At 63.1% G+C, this 15,008-nt stretch carries 14 protein-coding genes; 7 read left to right on the top strand and 7 right to left on the bottom strand.

What is annotated here, in order from left to right; translation table 11 throughout:
• The first annotated feature begins 181 nt into the window (after window positions 1-181).
• The gene (locus tag J1C49_RS11155) at window positions 182-589 is read left to right on the top strand and encodes a universal stress protein (RefSeq protein WP_227445902.1); all 408 of its coding nucleotides are present in this window, start codon (window positions 182-184) and stop codon (window positions 587-589) included.
• 125 nt (window positions 590-714) lie between these two features.
• On the opposite strand, the gene J1C49_RS11150 is transcribed toward J1C49_RS11155, so the two are convergent.
• Entirely contained in the window at window positions 715-1,722 is a 1,008-nt protein-coding gene (locus tag J1C49_RS11150; RefSeq protein ID WP_370639405.1) for a metal ABC transporter solute-binding protein, Zn/Mn family, read from the bottom strand.
• Window positions 1,723-1,899: 177 nt separating this feature from the next.
• Here J1C49_RS11150 and J1C49_RS11145 point away from each other — a divergent pair, with 177 nt between their 5' ends.
• The 3 genes from J1C49_RS11145 to J1C49_RS11135 are packed head-to-tail and all read left to right on the top strand — an operon-like array spanning window position 1,900 to window position 4,057.
• Entirely contained in the window at window positions 1,900-2,418 is a 519-nt protein-coding gene (locus tag J1C49_RS11145; protein ID WP_370639404.1) for a transcriptional repressor, read from the top strand.
• Complete coding sequence (locus J1C49_RS11140; RefSeq protein WP_227445899.1) at window positions 2,415-3,260, top strand: metal ABC transporter ATP-binding protein; 846 nt, start codon at window positions 2,415-2,417, stop codon at window positions 3,258-3,260. Before J1C49_RS11145 ends, J1C49_RS11140 begins: the two co-directional genes overlap by 4 nt.
• Entirely contained in the window at window positions 3,260-4,057 is a 798-nt protein-coding gene (locus J1C49_RS11135) for a metal ABC transporter permease (RefSeq protein WP_227445898.1), read from the top strand. Before J1C49_RS11140 ends, J1C49_RS11135 begins: the two co-directional genes overlap by 1 nt.
• Before the next feature lie 18 nt (window positions 4,058-4,075).
• Here J1C49_RS11135 and J1C49_RS11130 read toward each other — a convergent pair whose 3' ends face one another.
• Genes J1C49_RS11130 through J1C49_RS11120 form a run of 3 tightly spaced genes read right to left on the bottom strand, consistent with a single transcriptional unit; the run spans window position 4,076 to window position 7,798 of the window.
• On the bottom strand, window positions 4,076-5,206 hold the full coding sequence (locus J1C49_RS11130; RefSeq protein ID WP_227445897.1) for an FAD-binding oxidoreductase: 1,131 nt from the start codon (window positions 5,204-5,206) through the stop codon (window positions 4,076-4,078).
• A complete protein-coding gene (locus J1C49_RS11125) occupies window positions 5,190-6,857 on the bottom strand; it encodes an FAD-dependent oxidoreductase (protein ID WP_227445896.1) in 1,668 nt (555 codons plus the stop codon). The genes J1C49_RS11130 and J1C49_RS11125 overlap by 17 nt, the downstream gene beginning before the upstream one ends.
• A complete protein-coding gene (locus J1C49_RS11120; protein WP_227445895.1) occupies window positions 6,854-7,798 on the bottom strand; it encodes a 3-hydroxyacyl-CoA dehydrogenase NAD-binding domain-containing protein in 945 nt (314 codons plus the stop codon). Before J1C49_RS11120 ends, J1C49_RS11125 begins: the two co-directional genes overlap by 4 nt.
• Window positions 7,799-7,891: 93 nt before the next feature.
• Here J1C49_RS11120 and J1C49_RS11115 point away from each other — a divergent pair, with 93 nt between their 5' ends.
• The gene (locus J1C49_RS11115; protein WP_227445894.1) at window positions 7,892-8,653 is read left to right on the top strand and encodes an SDR family NAD(P)-dependent oxidoreductase; all 762 of its coding nucleotides are present in this window, start codon (window positions 7,892-7,894) and stop codon (window positions 8,651-8,653) included.
• Between the two features lie 33 nt (window positions 8,654-8,686).
• On the opposite strand, the gene J1C49_RS11110 is transcribed toward J1C49_RS11115, so the two are convergent.
• The 3 genes from J1C49_RS11110 to J1C49_RS11100 are packed head-to-tail and all read right to left on the bottom strand — an operon-like array spanning window position 8,687 to window position 11,587.
• Window positions 8,687-9,793: an NADH:flavin oxidoreductase/NADH oxidase gene (locus J1C49_RS11110; protein ID WP_227445893.1), complete on the bottom strand. Its 1,107-nt coding sequence runs from the start codon at window positions 9,791-9,793 to the stop codon at window positions 8,687-8,689.
• Window positions 9,790-10,728, bottom strand: a complete 939-nt coding sequence (locus J1C49_RS11105; RefSeq protein ID WP_227445892.1) for a dihydrodipicolinate synthase family protein — start codon at window positions 10,726-10,728, stop codon at window positions 9,790-9,792. Before J1C49_RS11105 ends, J1C49_RS11110 begins: the two co-directional genes overlap by 4 nt.
• 25 nt (window positions 10,729-10,753) lie before the next feature.
• Window positions 10,754-11,587 (bottom strand): sugar phosphate isomerase/epimerase, encoded by an 834-nt coding sequence (locus J1C49_RS11100; RefSeq protein ID WP_227445891.1) that lies wholly within the window; start codon window positions 11,585-11,587, stop codon window positions 10,754-10,756.
• A gap of 102 nt (window positions 11,588-11,689) precedes the next feature.
• Between J1C49_RS11100 and J1C49_RS11095 the strand changes: the two genes are divergently transcribed.
• Both J1C49_RS11095 and J1C49_RS11090 read left to right on the top strand, forming a co-directional pair.
• Entirely contained in the window at window positions 11,690-12,814 is a 1,125-nt protein-coding gene (locus tag J1C49_RS11095; RefSeq protein WP_227445890.1) for an FAD-binding oxidoreductase, read from the top strand.
• A 456-nt stretch (window positions 12,815-13,270) separates the two neighbouring features.
• Entirely contained in the window at window positions 13,271-14,884 is a 1,614-nt protein-coding gene (locus J1C49_RS11090) for an ABC transporter substrate-binding protein (RefSeq protein WP_227445889.1), read from the top strand.
• Window positions 14,885-15,008: the final 124 nt, after the last annotated feature.

The following is a 15,008-nucleotide window of genomic DNA, read 5'->3' as shown; positions in this document are numbered from 1 at the left end:
CGACATGATCCGGCGCACCGCAAACGGCAGAAACACCGCCGCTGAAGCCCTCGGACACAGAGAGTTCTCAATGACAAAACTCTACAGATCCGCGTAAAGATGCTCCCCCCGCAATGTCTCGATTGCGGGGGGAACTGCTGATGCGCAGACAGTCTGTCTGCGTCAAGAGATCGGAAGCCCCATGCACAAACATGTCCTGATACCCATTGCGCTTGACCACGAAGGTCTGATCGATCGCAAAATCGCAATTGCCCGTAGTCTTCTGGCAGAAGGAGGCCGGATCACGCTTCTGACAGTGCTCGAAAACGTGCCAGGGTTTGTCGCGGAGTTCGTCACTGTAAAGGCGGAAAACCACCTGACAGCGCAAGTAATGGCCAGGCTGGAAGACATCATCGACGGCGCACCGGACATGTCCGCCGCGGTTGATACCGGAAAACCCGGAATTGTGGCCGTGGAATATGCCGCCGACCATGGCTGCGATCTGATCGTGGTTGGGTCGCATCAACCCGGGATACAGGATTATTTCCTGGGGTCGACAGCCGCGCGGATAGCACGCCGTGCGCGCTGCGCAGTGTATATCGCCCGGTAGTATGCGTGGCCGGGCTCGACCATTAACTTCGCTAGTTGAGATCCGGGCGGCTGATGTTGCCCGGGAGCTTTATCCGGATGGCCAATGCGCCAGAACAGGCTTGCCGCGGATGCCGATGCCGATGCTCACAAGCAGTTGGCAAGCACCTGTGCCATGTTCCGCAACATGGTGGGGTAGAGATCAGGCCCCGGTTCGAGTTCTGCGCCGATCGGATCAATAACCCCGGAACGGACCTCTGAACCAGCCAGCACTGTGTCGACCAAACCGGGGTTAAACTGTGGTTCAGCCAGGACGCAGGAGATGTCCTCGTCACGCACCCGAGCCTGAATTTCCGCCACGCGCGCAGGGCTTGGGTCAGTGGCATCGGAGAGCGAAATTGCGCCCGACGCTTCAAACGCGAAGGCGCGCTCAAAATATTGATACGCGTCATGAAAAACGACAAAGCGCCCATCCCGCACGGGCGCGAGGATCGTCTCGATTTCAGCTTCGAGGGTCGTCAAGGTCTCCACGCCCGTTTCCGCGTTGGCGCGATAGGTCGCCGCATTTTCGGGATCGGCATGTGCAAGCGTCTCTGCGATCAAGCCAAGCCAAGCCTTGGCATTGTGAGGTGCAAGCCAAGCATGCGGGTCGATACCATCATGGTCATGCCCGTGCCCGCCATGAGCTGCATCCTCGGCGTGATCTTCGTGTCCATGATCGTCATGCGCGTGGTCTTGCCTCTTTTCTCCGTGGCCATGCGTCGCGTGGTCGTGATCCTCGCCGCCATGCTCGGCATGCTCATGCCCATGATGTTCATCGGAATGCGCATGTTCGTGGCCGTGATCGTCGACATGTTCGTGACCGTGATCGTCGCCATGTTCGTGACCGTCGTGGTCGCCATGATCATGCGCGTCAAACAAGGCTCCTTCGCGAAAGGCGAGCAAGGTCGTCGCCTCGCTTTCGAGAAGCGCGACTCGCTCCGCCTCCGGCGCCAAAGTCTCGAGCGCGTTTTCGAGCCACGGTGTGAGATCCCGACCCATCCAGAACACCACCTCGGCCGCTTGAATGGCTCCGGCTTCGGAAGGGCGCAAACTATATTCATGCGGGGAGGCCGCCGAAGGCATTATGAGATCAGGCACTCCAACCCCTTGCATGACCTGGGCAACCAACGAATGCACCGGGGCAATATCAACGGCAACGCGCGGCACTTCCGCCTGGACGATCCCGGCACCTGTCACCGTCAGGGCTAGGGCAGAGGCAAGCAATCTGGACATCATGGCTCTCACGTGATTTTATAACATTCTCGTGGGCGTAGCACGATATAGTATAACATGACAAGTCAGGATCACCGCATGTCGGCTCAGATCTCACCTCCGATCGGGTTTGCTCAACACGACCACAGCGCTTGTGTGACAGAAGCGCTGACCTCCGCAGAAGAGCGCTGCGCAGAGCGTGGGTTGCGCCTGACGCCGGTCCGCCGAAAGGTCCTTGAGATCCTTCTTCAGGAGCACCGCGCTCTGGGTGCCTATGCGATCCTCGACCTGTTGCGCGATGCCGGTTATGGCTCGCAGCCGCCCGTGGCCTATCGCGCGCTTGATTTCCTCGCCGAGCATGGTTTTGTGCACAAGATCGAACGGCTCAACGCCTTCGTTGCCTGCGTTCATCCCGGTGAAGTCCATTCACCGGCCTTCATGATTTGTCGCATGTGCGACACGGTCGCGGAAACACAATCGGCAACGTCGGGGAGCATGTTGGGATCAGCGGCAAAGGCCAGCGGCTTCCAGATCGAACGCACCGTCATGGAAGCCGAAGGCATCTGCCCGGCCTGCGCAGAAAAGAGCAAATCATGAGCTTGATCGCAGCGGAAGGTCTGACCGTGCGCTATGGTGCGCAGACGGTGTTGAACGATGTCGACCTGAGCGTCGAACCCGGCGAGATTGTCACGATTGTCGGCCCCAACGGCTCGGGAAAGACGAGCCTTTTCAAGGCAATCATTGGCGCTGTTCCGCCGACATCAGGACGCATCCGGCGCAAGCCCGGGCTGCGCATCGGGTATGTCCCGCAGAAACTGCATATCGATCCCACCCTGCCCATCACTGTTGAGCGGTTCATGCGCCTGACCCAGAAAGTCAGCCGCAAGGCGATCAAGTCCGCGCTGGAAACCGCCGGTGTCCCCGATCTTCTCGACCGACAGATGTCCGCCCTCTCGGGAGGACAGTTCCAGCGTGTGTTGCTCGCTCGTGCATTGTCGACCGATCCGGAAATATTGCTTCTCGATGAAGCCACACAGGGTCTCGATCAGCCCGGCTCGGCCTCGTTCTATCGGCAGATCGAGGACGTCCGAAAGGCCACCGGCTGCGCGGTGCTGATGATCAGCCATGAATTACACGTCGTGATGAGCGCCTCGGACAGGGTGATTTGCCTGAATGGCCATGTCTGCTGCGCCGGGGCGCCTGCGGTTGTCGCCTCTGCGCCAGAGTATCGCGCCTTGTTCGGAACGGGCACAGGTGGTGCGCTGGCCTTGTACCGGCATGACCACGATCACGACCATCATCACCACCATCACCATCATCATGACGACCATCCTTCCGAACATCCTGATCGCTCCGACGACAAGGGGCACGCCCATGGGCGCCATCACCCCCAAGAGGCAAGCCAACCGGAACACGCGCAAGAAGAGGCCACCGGCTGATGCTTGATGATTTCATGACCCGCGCGACGTTGGCCGGGATCGGCGTGGCACTCGCCGCCGCGCCACTGGGCTGTTTTGTTGTCTGGCGCCGCATGGCGTATTTCGGTGACGCCACGGCCCATGCTGCGATGCTAGGCGTGGCGCTGGCGCTCGCGTTGGAAATATCGATCTTTGCCGGCGCAATCGCCGTGGCGCTTGTCATGGCGACCACGGTCACGATCCTGTCCGGGCGCGGCTATGCCATGGATACGTTGCTGGGCGTTCTGGCCCATGCCTCGCTTGCCTTTGGCATGGTTGCGGTTTCATTCCTGTCCGGGGTCCGCATTGACCTGATGGCCTATCTCTTTGGCGACATCCTGGCTGTGTCGCGCAACGATCTTCTGATTATCTGGGGTGGGGCCGCCGTGGTCGTTGCGTTGATCGGCTGGCGATGGTCATCGCTTTTGACATCAACGCTCAACGAAGAACTGGCCTATGCCAGCGGTCTCAACCCGCGACGGGAGCAATTGATCCTGACTTTGTGCCTCGCGATCACGGTCGCCGTTGCCATCAAGGTTGTTGGCGTGTTGCTCATCGCGGCACTGCTGATCATTCCGGCGGCGGCCTCGCGCAGCCTCGCGCGCACTCCCGAATCCATGGCCGTCTTTGCGGCAGGCATCGGCGCGATCTCCGCCGTCGCCGGTTTGCGCGCCGCGTATGTCTTCGATACCCCGGCCGGGCCTTCGATTGTCTGCGTCGCCGCCTTCCTGTTTGCCGCGCTGGCTCTGGTAAACGTCGGACGCCGGGCGATCCGCTGATCACCCGCTGCCACGGGACTAGGCCGCAGCCGCCCAGCGCGTGGGCGCATAGGGTTCTGGATCGAGAGGCGGCTCCCAGCCGAGCGCCAGCGCGGCCGCTGTTTGCCCCACGATTGGCCCGAGCGTGTAGCCCGCATCCCCCGGCAAAGCGAGAAACACACCGCTTGTGGGGTGAACCGGCCCGATGGTTGCCTTGCCGTCGACGGGCGTGTTGTATCCGGCCCAGGTGCGCAGCACCCGCAACCCCGTGATCCCCGGGGCAATCCGTCCCGCGAGAGCGACATTGCCTGCAAGGCTGCGGAGCCTGACCCCGGGCACGCTGTCGCCTGCGCCACGCGTGGCGGGCCAGCCACCCCCGATCACAACCTGGCCGGAGCGGAATTGCTTGAGCGTGATCGAGCGCTCCGCATGTTGAACGAGATGGTGGATTTCATAAGCCCCGGCTTCGGTGATGTTCATATGCAAGGGTTCCGGCTCTGTCGGGATCGTCAGTCCCACGGTCCGGAGCATCGAGCCCGCCCCCCAGGCCGCCGCGACGAGAAGGCGCTTGGCCCGATACGCACGCGCGCCATGCGCTTCCGGAACCGGGCCATCCACGATTTCATCAATCCGGTCGCGATGGATGACAACACCGGCCGCCGTCAAGGCATCCGACATGCGATTGTTGGCCAGCAAGGGGTTGAGCTTGCCCTCGTTGCGACAAAGCTCGCCGCCGATGATTTCGGCGCCTAGATAAGGCGCGATCCGGCGCAAGGCATTCTGGCCGAGGATCTCCACATCGAGACCCTTGGCTGTCTCCCGCTCGGCCTTCTGTTCCAGGAACGCCATCTGTGCCGGGGTTTCTGCGAGCATGAGCCCGCCCTCACGGGTCAGTTCCACCCCGCCAAGCCGCACATCAAGCGCCTCCCACGCGGTCACCGCGCTGAGATACAGCGGCAAGGAGCTTTCGAGATTGTCCGCCAGATGCGGGTTCAGGCGCAGAAACCGGCTCTGCATCTGAACATGAAGGCTTCCCGCATTTGCGGCGGATCCCGCATTGCGGCCAAAATCGACGATCTCGACCTTGGCGCCACGATCCGCCGCGGCGAGCGCCGCCGCCTGTCCAGTGATCCCACCGCCGATGACAAGAAGGTCAGGCGGCGCTGTCATCGCCGCTCTCGTCTGGGATGAGGGTTTCCGCCGCTACAAGCGTGCCGATATCCACCGGCTTGATCGGGACCCGTGGCGCGAAAAAGGAGAGATCCTGGGGATCTGCACCGGTCCGGCGCGCCATGTATCCGGCGAGCGCGGGCGCGCAATAGCGGCCCTGGCAGCGGCCCATTCCGACCCGCGTCGCCCGCTTGACCGCTCCGATATCGGTCGAGCCCGCATCGAGCGACGCATCGAGCGCGGCTTTGGTCACGGCTTCGCATCGACAGACAAGCACATCCGCTTCTACGTCTTCGAGCCGGGGCGGCGGAGCGGCATAAACGGACCAGAGCGCGTCCTGAAACCTACGATGCGCGGCCAATTGCTGTCGCACCGGGCCATCCCCGGACCCAGACAACCCAGCCGCCGCCCGTCCCGCGATGATGCCCTCATCACAAGCTGCCGGTGCGCCGCCAAGGCCACAACAATCACCGATAGCGTAGACGCCGGATGCGCTGGTTCCCATATGGTCGGAACGATCCGGGCGCAGCTGGTCGAAATTGGGATCGTAGCGCATGCGAACGCCTAGCAGGCGGAGGATCTCGTTCTGAGGCTGAAACCCGAAATTCATACAGACCGCATCCGCAACGACCGTTTCGCGACGCCCACCACGCTGGATGGCGATCTGCAGACCATCCGGGAGCGCTTCGATGGCGACTGGGCGGGCGTCGTGGCGCACCGCGATACCGCGGCGCATCAACGCCGCGATCATCCCCAGCCCCTTTTGCGCCAGCGGCCAGTCATGGCGCATCATGCGCAGCGCCGCGCCCATTCTCCGCAAGGGAGAGGGCGCACGTTCCCCGAGATAGACAATCTCCGCACCCCCGCGCGACAGCTCCAGCGCAACCTGCGCCGTAAGCGGCCCATTGCCAAAAAGCGCAACACGTTTGCCGGGCAAGGTGTGATAGCTGCGCCACAAGGTTTGCGCCGCACCCACTGTCATGACGCCAGGCAGATCCCAGCCCCGGATCATGGCGGGCCTTTCATACGCGCCCGTCGCAACGATCAATGCACGCGGCGTGATGGCATAGACCCGGTTCTCTGACGCGGCCATGATCTCCGGCCCCTCGAAGGCACCCCAAACCGCAACGCCGGACAGGATCACGACGCCTGCCTCCTGCGCGGCGCGCACCAATGCGCGACCGTCTTCTTGCTGCGCGTCCAACGGCTCCATGTCGGGCAGCGCCGCCTGTTTGTAATACTGTCCGCCCGGCACCTTGCGCTCATCGAGCAACAACACGTCCGCTCCGCCCTTGCGCGCTTCGATGGCGGCGGTCAGCCCACCCGCGCCACCGCCGATCACGAGCACGGAGGGCGACAGGCGTTCGGCGGATTTCGGCGTTTCCGGTGGTGCCTTGAGGGCCGGGCGTGGCTCTTGCCGAGCAACGGTCATCCCGGGGCGCGCCAGCGTCATGCAGGCGCGCTGATTGGGTCGGCCATCCACGGTCACGAGACAGTCCTGGCACACGCCCATGCCGCAAAACACGCCACGACCGGCCCCGCTCTCCGTGGTGCGGAAGACCCGTTCGCCTGCCTCGGTCAGGGCCGCCGCGAGCGATTGGCCATCACGGATGGGCACCGGTGCGCCTTCAAACAGAAATGTCTCGCTCACGATTGCGATCCTTCTTCGAACACGCGGGCGCGAGCCGCCAGAAGCTGCGCAAGCGCCCTCTCCCGCCACGCTCGACGGGCCGGAAGCTCCTCTTCCGGTAACAAAGCCCGCCGTTGCGCCTCGACAAGGTCCACAAGTGCCGCAGGCCAGTCCGGCGCGTGTTCACCGCGGTCCCGCCCGATCTGTGCATAGGCTGGCCCCAACCGTTCCGCATGGCCGCGGACGCCGCCCGCGGTGTTGAGATCCGCGGTTTCGAACGGCCCTGACAACGCCCAGCGCGGTCCAAGACCGTCTCGCACAAGCCGATCGATCCCGTCGACGTCCACAACCCCTTCGTCAACCAGCCGGTATGCTTCACGCAGAAGCGCCGATTGCAGACGGTTGAAGACGAAAGCAGGGATCTCCTTTCCCAGCGGCACCGGATCAAAACCAATAGCCTGGAACAAGGCCGTCGCGCGCCTCGTCACCGCCGGGTCCGTACCCGGCGCGGGAACGAGCTCTATGACACGGATGAGGCTTGGCGGGTTCGCTGGATGCGCGACAAGACAGCGTGCCTGATCGGTTGGATCCGGCAAAATCGCAGACATTGGGATCGCTGACGATGCGGTGACCAGAACAGTGTCATCTGCCGTGGTTTCGAGCAGGTCGCGAAAGATCGCTTCTTTCGCATCGCGGCGCTCCGGACCGGCCTCGATCACGAGCACAAACCCGGTGCCATCCAGTGCGGCGGCGGTGTCGAGCTTGCCATGTCGCGGCGCCTGTCTGTGACCGGCGCTGGTGAGCGCCCGAATATGACGGGCAACCGACTCGGGCGCAGCATCGCGTGCCGCCTCGGACGGATCGACAAGAAGCACGTCCCAACCCGCCGCAACCACCGTGGCCGCAAACCCGGTCCCGATGGCTCCGGCTCCGAAGATCGCAACCCTTCTCCGGTCATCCATATTGCGTGCCTCCGCAGTGTGCGCTATGTGAACAATTGTCCGAATTTATGAGATGGTCAAGTTCACCATCCACCAAAATGGCGGGAGAGTCCCATGCTGAGCGGAAAAACAATCCTCGTGACCGGCGCGTCCAAGGGCATCGGGGCCGCCATCGCCCGCGAGCTTGCCGCGCAAGGCGCCCGCGTGGTTGCCCATTACGGCACGGACCGCGCCGGAGCAGAAACCGCCCTCGAAGAGACGCCCGAAGACCGCAAGGTTTTTGTCCAGGCCAATCTTGCGACGCAAGACGGCGCCGCGGGCCTCCTGCCCGAGGTTATTTCGGCGACGGGCGGGATCGACGGCATGGTGAACAACGCCGCCGTCATGCGCTTTGACGGCGGGATTGATGATGACCGCGACGCCTGGGACCGGATTTGGCAGGAAACCTTTCAGGTCAATGTCCAGAGTGCGGCCCTGCTCCTGCGCGACGCGGTTCACCATTTCCGCGCGCGCGGCGGCGGCGATATCGTCGGTATCTCAAGCTGGGCGGCGCAGAAAGGCGTCACAAACCCGCGCACCATCGCCTATGCCGCGTCCAAGGCCGCTTTCAAGGCCGCGCTCCAGACCGTGGCGACCGGCTATGCCCGCGAGAACATCCGCACCTATATCATTGCACCGGGCGTGGTGGACACGCAGATGTCGCGCGATTTCGCCGAAACACAAGGCGGCCGCGCGGTGGTGGAAGACAGGCTGGTGATGGGGGAATTTGTTCCACCGCAGGATATCGCGACGTTGAGCGCCTTTTGCCTGAGCGGGAAGTGCCGCCACCTTTCGGGGGCGACACTGGATATCAACGGTGCCAGCTACATTCGCTGAGACGCGCCCGGCCATCCGGATGCGCCCGGCGCGCTACGCCGCAATCTTGAGATAGAACGCATAAAGCTTTGGCAGGATCGACGCCGGATCCTCAAGACCAAGCTCCTGCGCGGCGCGATAGGGCCATGCCGGTTCGCGCAGCATCTGCCGCGCCAGTGCCACCATGTCGGCCTTGCCTTCGGCGATGATCTCATTGGCAAGCTGCGGCTCGGTGATCATGCCGACCGCCATGCTTGGGATCTCGACCTCTTCGCGAATCCGATGCGCATAGGGCACCTGGAACCCCGGGCCGGTTTTCATCGCCGCAAGCCGCATGCCCGCAGGGATGCCGCCACCCGAGCAATCCATCAGATCGACGCCCGCCGCCTTGAGCTCTTTCGACAAGGCAACCGTGTCATCGAGGGTCAGCCCACCGCCTTCGCCATCGACGCAGGACGCGCGATACATCACCGGCACATCGTCGGGCACGGCGGCGCGAACGGCCCGCGCAACCTCGACCGGCAAGCGCATCCGCCCTTCGAGCGTGCCGCCATAGCCATCCTCGCGCCGGTTCGACCAGGGCGACATGAAACTATGCAGCAGATAGCCATGCGCGCCGTGGATCTGCACGCCGTCAAACCCGGCCGCCAGCGCGCGCTTGGCCGCAGCGGCAAAATCCGCCGCAACGCCCGCCATCTCGGACTCGTGAAGCGCACGGGGCGTATGCCAGCCTTCACGCGCCGGGATCGCGGAGGGTGCGACCGTCTGCCATGGCGGCTCGTCGCTGCCCTCGTCAAGCGGATCCATCCCGTCCCACGGGCGCTTGGTCGAGGCCTTTGCTCCCGCATGGTTGATCTGCATGAAAACCGGAATGCCCTGCGCGCGGTAAAGCGCCGTGATCGGCTTCCATGCTTCGACCTGTTCGTCGTTATAGATCCCGGTGCAACCGGGGCTGATCCGACCCTCGCGGCTGATCCCGGTCGATTCGACAATCGCGCAGCCGATGCCCGACGTGGCATAGCGCCCGTGATGCGCCCGGTGCCAATCGTTCGGCACACCCTCGATGGCCTGATACTGGCACATCGGCGCCAGCGTAATCCGGTTCGGGAAGGTCACACCACGCAGAGAGAACGGCGTGAAAAGGGGGGGGAGTTCGCTCATGCGGCTTTCGCCTCCAGATCATCCAGCAATCGGTCGAGATCGGCCATGATCCCCTTGAGTTTTGCAGCGCGGGTGCGGCCTTCTTCGCCCAGCGAGGCAAACTGCGTCAAAGGCGGGCGCACATCGCCAACCGGGTATCCCGCTTCCGCGGCAAGTGCCTTGGAGTAACACTGATGGCCGTAGGTCGGGTGGCCTTCGGCGATGGTGTGTTCGATCACCGTGATGTGCCGTTGTATAGCCTTGGCATCCTCGATCCGGCCCGCTTCCAGAAGCTCCCAGATCCGCGTGGACGCGCGGGGAATATAGTTGCCGAACGGGTTCACATAGCCGACCGCGCCGAGCAGGAAGCTTTCCACGATCCGCTCGCCGGCAAAGACGTTCATCACGCCCTCGGTTTCCTCGACAATGTCATAGACCCGCCCGACATCCATCGAGGCTTCCTTGATGTAGCGCACGGTGTCGAATTCGCGGGTGAGCCGTCCGACCAGCTTGGCGGACATATCCACATTCGACGTCACCGGGTTGTTGTAGAGCATGATCGGCAGATCGCAGGTCTTCGTGATCATGTCGTAATACCCGACGATCTCATCTTCGGTCGGCGTGTAATAGTAGGGCGGAATGATCATCAGACCGTCCGCACCCGCGTCCTGCGCCTCTCGGGCATAGCGCGCGGCATTGACGCTGTATGCGTTCGACGCGCCGACCCACACCGTGATGCGCCCGTTCACATGGGCGATCGTGTCTTCGACATAGGCGCGGCGCTCGTCGTCGGACACCGTGAGGAACTCGCCCGTTGTGCCGAGGAGGATCACACCGGGCACGCCCTGTTCGATCTGCCAGTCGATGAAACGGCGGTTGGCGGCGAAATCAATCGCGCTGCCATCGGCGGTGAAGGGGGTGACGTTGACGGAATGGCTTCCGGTGAAACGTGTCATATCATGTCTCCTGTCGCAGGGCGGCTTACAAGGCGGCCCAGCCGTTTGCAGCCAAGATAGCGTGGCTTTCACGAATATCCCCATCGGGATCGGTTCCCGGCAGGTTCGCATCCGAGATCATCTCGACCACGGTGAGCTTGTCATAACCGATGTCGCGCAGCGCCTGCGCCGTCTCTGCCGCATCGACAATCCCGGTGCCGAGCCGCTCGTGCTTGAACACATCCGCGGGCGTGTCCGAGATGTGCACATTTTCGATCAGCGACCCGAGCATGCGAATCGCATCCCCGACGTTCTCGTTGATGTAAGCCGAGTTACAAACGTCGAAATTCACACCGACATCGCCGATCATGTCGCAAAGCTCCTTCATGTCCTGTGCGGACGGACGATGCGTGAAAGGCACGTTCTCCAGAAGGATGCGAATGCCGGCCTGCTTGGCATGGGCATTCACCGCTCCCGCGCTCTCGACGAACCACTCATCGAGCCACTGTTTCGGCGGGTCGATCAAACCACCGTAGACGCCCGGGATCATGACCACATAGGGGCACCCAAGCTCGGCAGAGAAATCAATCGCCTCCTTGTAGCGGTCAAGCGTGTATTGCCGCATGAACCGGTCCGGGGAGTTGGGATTGTTGTCGATGAGCGGGTAGCAGAAAGACGTGATCTCGCAGCCTTCGCCATCAAGCCAGTCCTTATACGCCTTGCGCTGCGCCGCGCTCATCTCGCCGGGCCAGCAATGCGGAGGGAAGATCATCATCTCGAACTGGCGGTATCCAAAGGTCCGCAGGTGCTTCAGGGCGTCAAGCCCGTCCATCGAATAGAGAAAAGGAAAGGTACTGGCAGCGACGGGCATTTGCGACATCGGGGGAAACTCCTGTTGAAGCGGTTGCGCTTTTCTTTTCATCATGCGCACAAAAGTTAGTATATCGAACACAATGACGCCTTCAAACGGATTCTGTCTCCCGTGACCATCTACGACCTCGGCATTATCGGTGGCGGCCTTGCGGGGACGGCGACCGCATATTTTGCAGCGAAGCGCGGGGCGCGCGTTTTGCTGCTGGAGCGGCGCGACCTCAACCTCGGGGCGTCGGGGTCGAACGCAGGCTCGATCCATGCGCAGATCCCGTTCGATCCGTTCCGGCACCTGGGCGCGGACTGGGCGGCGCGATATGCGGCGACGATCCCGCTGTTCCGCGCATCCATCGCGCGTTGGCAAAGCCTTGAGGAAGAGCTTGGCGGCAGCCTCGGCATTTCGGTCAAGGGCGGCTTGATGGTGGCGGAGACGCCGACCGATCTCGAAGACTTGCGCAAGAAAGGCGCCATCGAGCGCGGTGCCGGGCTGCCTGTCGAGGACTGGGACGCAGCGCGGCTCCGGCGCGACGCGCCGTTCCTGTCGACGCGGATGATCGGTGGCAATTTCTGCCCCGAGGAAGGCAAGGCGGATCCTTTCCGGGTCACCCCCCTGTTTGCGCGCAACGCGGTCGCCCAGGGCGTCGACCTTCGGCGCAACACGGCGGTCACAGCCCTTCATCGCAGGGACGGGGTTTTCACGCTGGAGACGCCGAATGGCCCTTTTCAAGCTCATAAACTCGTCAATGCAGCCGGGTCGGACGCGGCGCGCGTCGCCGCGCTGCTTGGCATCACGGTTGAAATCGAAGGCCATGCGATCCAGGTTGCGGTGACGGAGAAGCGCCCGCCGACACTGCCTTACCTGCTCTATTTCACCGGGGAAAAGCTGACGCTCAAACAAGCGGCGGAAGGCGGTTTCCTGATTGGCGGTGGATGGCCCGCCCGGCTGGAAAACGGCCGGCCCCAGGTGGATCACCGCTCGATGATCCGCAACCTCGTCATCGCACAAACGGTGATGCCCGAACTCGACGGGGTGGAGATCGTGCGCAGCTGGGCCGCCATGGTCAACGGCACGGCGGACTGGCGGCCGATCCTTGGCGAAGTGCGCGACTGCCCGGGCTTTTTCCTAAACCTGTTTCCGTGGATGGGCTTCACTGCGGCGCCCGCTGTTTCCGAGGCCATTGCGGCGCTGGCGATTGGCGAGACCCCGGAAATTGCGCTCGACGCTTTCGGGCTTTGAGCCGGGCTTGGCCGCGCCATACCGCCCAAATCACGCGATGCACATTCGATGCACAATCTATGCACAATCTATGCACAATCCATGTGCATGGGATCCGCATCCGGGGATCGCAGAGCGCGGCTGCGCCATGACCGCGCTCAAATATAACGCATAGTTCAGCGGGATCGCGGGTCACTGGCGAGGCAGGCCGAATGGTCTGATGAGCAAATATCGCGAACTTTCGTTCGCATAGTAAAATTTATTGGACAGAATGCCGAATCGTCATTAAAAAATTTTTACCAACCCAAAAGAGCAGAGCCGATCTGCCGCACACCGTGACGCAGAGCGACCCGCCGTCGCTCTGTCCGATCCCGCTCGCCCTGCGCCCTGATGTTTCGGCTGACGGCGCGCCTGTTCCGGGCGATCAGCCCCCGCTGCGCCCGTCCGGGCGACAGCATCCAACAAGGAGGATTCCCCATGACCGTCTGGAAGCCCGGCCTTTTTGCCGCCGCGCTTGCCATGGCCGCCCCGCTTGCCGCAACGGCGCAAGAGGTGTTGACCATTGGCGTGCGCTCGGAGGCCAGCTCGCTCGACCCGCATTGGACGCAGCTGTCTGCGGATTTGCAGGTGCAGGAGCACATCTTCGAAAAGCTGGTGGCGCTGGACAGCGCGTCGCAGCCGATCCCCGGCCTCGCGGTCTCCTGGGAGCCGCTGGACGAGACCACATGGGAGTTCAAGCTGCGCGAAGGCGTGAAATGGCATGACGGCGAGGATTTCACCGCCGATGACGTCGTATTCTCCTTCGACCGTCTGCGCGCGGGGATTTCCGGCGCGCCCGCCTCACCCGCGTTCCAGCTCGAAAAGGGCCGGAAGATGTGGGAGAAGATCGACGACTACACCGTGCACATCACCACGGATGGCCCCTACCCCACCGTGGCCGAAGACCTTGCGATGCTGCCCATCGTGGCCGAGCATGTGGCCAGCGGCGTGACCGCGTCGGTTGACTTCAACTCCGGTCAGGCCGCCATCGGCACCGGCCCGTTCCTGTTCGAGGAATACAGCCCCGGCAGCAGCATCTCCGTTGTGAAGAATCCGAACTGGTGGGGCGGCGACGTGCATTGGGATCAGGTTGTGTTCCGCCCGATTACGCAGGACGCCTCGCGGCTTGCGGCGCTGCGCAATGGCGACGTGGATCTGATCGACTATCCGCCGACCATCGACCTGCCGCAATTGCGCGAAGACCCGGACTTCACCGTGTCGACCATCGCGGCGGACCGGCTGATCTACATGCAGCCCGGTTACAAGCATGTGGAGCCGTTCATCACCGACAAGGACGGCAACGTCATGGTGCCGAACCCGCTGCGCGATTGGCGCGTGCGCAAGGCGCTGAGCCTTGCCATCAACCGCGAAGCGATCCGCGACCGCATCATGGGCGGCGCATCCCTGCCTGCCAAGAACATCGTGCCGCCGGGTTTCTTTGGCTATGTGGACGGGCTTGAGGCTGACCCCTATGACCCGGAAGGCGCGCAGGCGCTTCTGGCCGAGGCGGGTTATGGTGACGGGTTCAACATCACGATCCACGGGCCGAACGACCGCTATATCAACGATGCGCGCATCCTTGAGGCGGTGGCGCAGATGTGGTCCCGCGTGGGCATCATCACCGAAGTGGACGCGATGCCGCGCAACATCTTCTTCTCGCGTCTCATTCGCGGCGACGAGCTGTCGATGCCGGGCTTTGATGTGCCGGAGTTTTCCATGGCAATGACCGGATGGGGCACCGTGGCAGGCGAGGCGACCTACACCGTGTCGGGCACGCTGGAGACCTATAACGCGGCGACGGGCGGCGGGAACGGCAACTTTGGCCGCTATTCCAACGCAGAGGTCGACGCGCGGTCGGTGCTGGCCAAGCGCACCATTGATCCCGAGGCGCGTCTTGCGATCCTTCAGGAAGCGATCACCATCGGCATGGAGGACTATGCCTATATTCCGATCCACTTCCAGGTGAACAACTGGGCGATGAAGGCCGGCCTTGAGCATCAGCCGCGCACCAACGAGCGCACGCTGGCGATGGAGGTCAAGCGGGTCGAGTGACCCGCCGCCGCCGCGACACCGTCACGGGCGTGCTACGATGCTCCGCCCGTGACCCTGACCGCCCGGCTCCGGGCCCCGCACCGCCGCCGACAATGCGGCTATCCCAGATTTGCCCCCCGGATCC

This window comes from Cognatishimia sp. F0-27 (genome assembly GCF_020667845.1).
Lineage (GTDB): Bacteria > Pseudomonadota > Alphaproteobacteria > Rhodobacterales > Rhodobacteraceae > JAFMPQ01.
The sequence above is the reverse complement of the archived record's forward strand: the minus strand, read 5'-3'. Positions and strand labels throughout refer to the sequence as shown.

Coding starts and splice junctions, on each gene's coding strand:
- J1C49_RS11115 (WP_227445894.1), top strand. CDS start 7,892: ATGCTGAGCGGAAAAACAATCCTCGTGACCGGCGCGTCCAAGGGCATC.
- J1C49_RS11140 (WP_227445899.1), top strand. CDS start 2,415: ATGAGCTTGATCGCAGCGGAAGGTCTGACCGTGCGCTATGGTGCGCAG.
- J1C49_RS11090 (WP_227445889.1), top strand. CDS start 13,271: ATGACCGTCTGGAAGCCCGGCCTTTTTGCCGCCGCGCTTGCCATGGCC.
- J1C49_RS11130 (WP_227445897.1), bottom strand. CDS start 5,206: ATGACAGCGCCGCCTGACCTTCTTGTCATCGGCGGTGGGATCACTGGA.
- J1C49_RS11145 (WP_370639404.1), top strand. CDS start 1,900: ATGACAAGTCAGGATCACCGCATGTCGGCTCAGATCTCACCTCCGATC.
- J1C49_RS11120 (WP_227445895.1), bottom strand. CDS start 7,798: ATGGATGACCGGAGAAGGGTTGCGATCTTCGGAGCCGGAGCCATCGGG.
- J1C49_RS11105 (WP_227445892.1), bottom strand. CDS start 10,728: ATGACACGTTTCACCGGAAGCCATTCCGTCAACGTCACCCCCTTCACC.
- J1C49_RS11135 (WP_227445898.1), top strand. CDS start 3,260: ATGCTTGATGATTTCATGACCCGCGCGACGTTGGCCGGGATCGGCGTG.
- J1C49_RS11155 (WP_227445902.1), top strand. CDS start 182: ATGCACAAACATGTCCTGATACCCATTGCGCTTGACCACGAAGGTCTG.
- J1C49_RS11150 (WP_370639405.1), bottom strand. CDS start 1,722: ATGCAAGGGGTTGGAGTGCCTGATCTCATAATGCCTTCGGCGGCCTCC.
- J1C49_RS11100 (WP_227445891.1), bottom strand. CDS start 11,587: ATGTCGCAAATGCCCGTCGCTGCCAGTACCTTTCCTTTTCTCTATTCG.
- J1C49_RS11110 (WP_227445893.1), bottom strand. CDS start 9,793: ATGAGCGAACTCCCCCCCCTTTTCACGCCGTTCTCTCTGCGTGGTGTG.